Genomic DNA, 3109 nt, shown 5'->3' with positions numbered 1-3109 from the left:
GCGTGGCCGGCCTCTGGACCGACGCGCTGGCCGAACAGCGCCGCGCCGGCGACGCGCTCGCGGGCGACCTGCGCAGCGCGCTGGACGGTTTCAACGCCAGCTTCGAGGCGCGCTCGGCCACGCTGCTGCGCGACGTCGACAGCCGTCAGGCCGCCGCCGCCGAAGGCGCATCGCAAGCGTGGCAGGACGCGCTGGCGCGCCACGAACAATCGGGCGAGAAGCTCGCCGACGACAACCGCCAGGCGCTCGCCTCGGCTGCCGCGACGTTCGAAACGCACGCCGCCGCGCTGCTGCGCGAGTTGCGCGGCGCGCAACAGGAACTGCAAGGCCAGCTCGCCGCGCGCGACGAAACCCGCCTCGCTGCCTGGACCGGCTCGCTGGAAGCCGTCGGCGCGACGCTGCGCGAACAATGGCAAACCGCGAACACGGCCGCGCAGCAGCAGCAGGCCGAGATCTGCGCGACGCTGGAGCGCACCGCCAGCAGCATCGCCGCGCAGACCGAAGCGCAAGCCGGCCGCGCGCTCGGCGAGATCGCGCGCGCCGCCGAAACGGCTTCGGCCGCGTGGGAAGCGGCCAGCACGCAGGCCGCGCTTCGCCAGCAGACCGTGGTCGATACGCTGGCCGCCACCGCGCAGGACGTCGCCGCGCGCACCGAGACGCAGGCCACCGCCACCGTCGCCGAAATCGCGCGTCTCGCGGCAGCTTCGTCGGCCGCCTGGCAGACGGCCAGCACGCAGGCGGCCGAGCGTCAGCAGGCGATCTGCGACGCGCTCGCCCGCACCGCCAACGAGATTTCCGTGCAGACGGCCGCGCAGGCCAGCGGCACGGTCGCGGAAATCGCGCGCGCCGCCGAGGCGAACGCCACTGCATGGCAAGCCGCATCGACGCAAGCCGCCGAGCGCCAGCAGGCGATCTGCGACGCGCTTGCGAAAACCGCCGACAGCATCGCCACGCAAACTGAAACGCACGCCAACGGCACCATCGCAGAAATCGCGCGTGCCGCCGAAGCCAACGCCGCCGCATGGCAAGCCGCCTCGACGCAGGCCGCCGAGCGCCAGCAGGCGATCTGCGATGCACTCGCGCAAACTGCCGACAGCATCGCCACGCAAACCGAAACGCACGCCAGCGGCACCATCGCAGAAATCGCCCGCGCCGCCGAAGCGAACGCCGCTGTATGGCAAGCCGCATCGACGCAGGCCGCCGAGCGCCAGCAGACGATCTGCGACGCGCTTGCGAAAACCGCCGACAGCATCGCCACGCAAACCGAAACGCACGCCAACGGCACCATCGCAGAAATCGCCCGCGCCGCCGAAGCCAACGCCACTGCATGGCAAGCCGCCTCGACGCAGGCCGCCGAGCGTCAGCAGGCGATCTGCGATGCACTCGCGCAAACCGCCGACAGCATCGCCACGCAAACCAAAACGCACGCCAGCGGCACCATCGCAGAAATCGCCCGCGCCGCCGAAGCCAACTCCGCTGCATGGCAAGCCGCATCGACGCAGGCCGCCGAGCGCCAACAAGCGATCTGCGACGCGCTGACGAACGCCGCCAACGGCATCGCCACGCAAACCGAAACCCACGCCAACGGCACGATCGCAGAAATCGCCCGCGCGGCCGAAGCGAACGCCACCGCGTGGCAAGCCGCCTCGACACAAGCCGCCGAGCGCCAGCAGGCCATTTGCGACGCGCTCGCGCAAGCCGCCGCCGGCATCGCCGCGCAAACCGAAAGCCACGCGAAGGACACCTTCGCCGAAATCTCGCGCCTCGTCGAAGCGGCCTCCGAAGCGCCACGCGCCGCCGCCGACGTGGTCGCCGAACTGCGCCAGAAGCTCTCCGAGAGCATGGTGCAGGACACCGCGATGCTCGAGGAGCGCGGCCGCCTGCTGTCGACCGTCGCCACGCTGCTCGACGCCGTCAGCCACGCCAGCAACGAGCAGCGCGGCGCGATCGACGCGCTGGTGTCGACCTCGTCCGAGCTGCTCGACCGCGTCGGCACGCGTTTCGACCGACAGGTCGAGACGGGCGCGCAGGCGCTGGAAGGCGTGTCCGCGCAGGTCACCGGCAGCGCCGTTGAAATGGCCAGCCTCGCCGAGGCGTTCGGCCAGGCGGTGGCCGGCTTCGGCGAATCGAACGAGAAGCTGATGGTGCAACTGCAGCGCATCGAAGGCGCGCTCGACAAATCCCTCGCGCGCAGCGACGAGCAACTGGCCTATTACGTCGCGCAGGCCAAGGACGTCATCGATCTGAGCCTGATGTCGCAGCAGCAGATCGTCGAGAACCTGCAACGCCTCGACGGAGCGAAGCCCGCATGAACGACGATATCGACGGCGGCCTCGAGGCGGGCGTACCCGTCTGGGCCGCGTTCGGCGACTTGATGGCGGCGTTGCTCGGCGCGTTCGTGCTGATTCTGGTGGGCGTGATCGGCATGCAGCTCGAGGCGTCGTCGCGGCTGGCCGACGAGGTCAAGCAGCGGCAGATCGAGACGCAGCGCCGCAAGACGCTCGAACAGGCGCTGGCCGGCCCGCTCGCGGCCGGGCGCGTAACGCTGGTGGACGGCCGTATCGGCATCGCGGGCAACGTGCTGTTCGCCGTGAATTCGGATCAGTTGCAGCCGGCCGGCCGCGACCTGCTGCGCAGCCTCGCCGGGCCGCTGACCGCCTATCTGCGCGACCGCGACCAGATCCTGATGGTCAGCGGCTTCGCCGACGATCAGCAGGTGCGCGCCGGCAATCACCGCTTCGCCGACAACTGGGAGCTGTCCGCCGAGCGCGCGCTGACCGTCACGCGCGCGTTCATCGATGCGGGCGTGCCCGCGCCGTCGGTGTTCGCGGCGGCGTTCGGCTCGGAGCAGCCGGTCGGCTCGAACGCCGACGAGGCCGGCCGCGCCAAGAACCGCCGCGTGGAGATCGCGGCGGTGCCGCGCCCGACCAGTTCGGTGGCGGCCTCCGCGGCTTCCGCCGCCGTGGCGCACTGACATGAACCACGCGTCCGACGACCTGCCCGACGACCTGCCGCACGACGCGGCCCGCGCCCGCCTCGACGCCTGGCGCGCGGACGGCAGCCATCGCATCGATCCGCTGCGCTTCGGCGCGATGAGCGCGCTGCACCA

At 71.3% G+C, this 3109-nt stretch carries 2 protein-coding genes; both read left to right on the top strand.

Annotated elements, in window-relative coordinates:
* Positions 1–2312, top strand: a 2312-nt coding sequence (locus G3N92_RS32410; protein WP_206131611.1) for a DUF802 domain-containing protein, incomplete at its 5' end; no start/stop codon positions are given.
* Complete coding sequence (locus G3N92_RS32405) at positions 2309–2974, top strand: OmpA family protein (RefSeq protein WP_206131610.1); 666 nt, start codon at positions 2309–2311, stop codon at positions 2972–2974. The genes G3N92_RS32410 and G3N92_RS32405, both read left to right, overlap by 4 nt.
* The last annotated feature ends 135 nt before the right edge of the window (positions 2975–3109 follow it).

Source organism: Burkholderia sp. Ac-20379, assembly GCF_017104645.1.
Lineage (GTDB): Bacteria > Pseudomonadota > Gammaproteobacteria > Burkholderiales > Burkholderiaceae > Burkholderia.
This window is presented reverse-complemented; position numbering and strand designations above follow the sequence as displayed.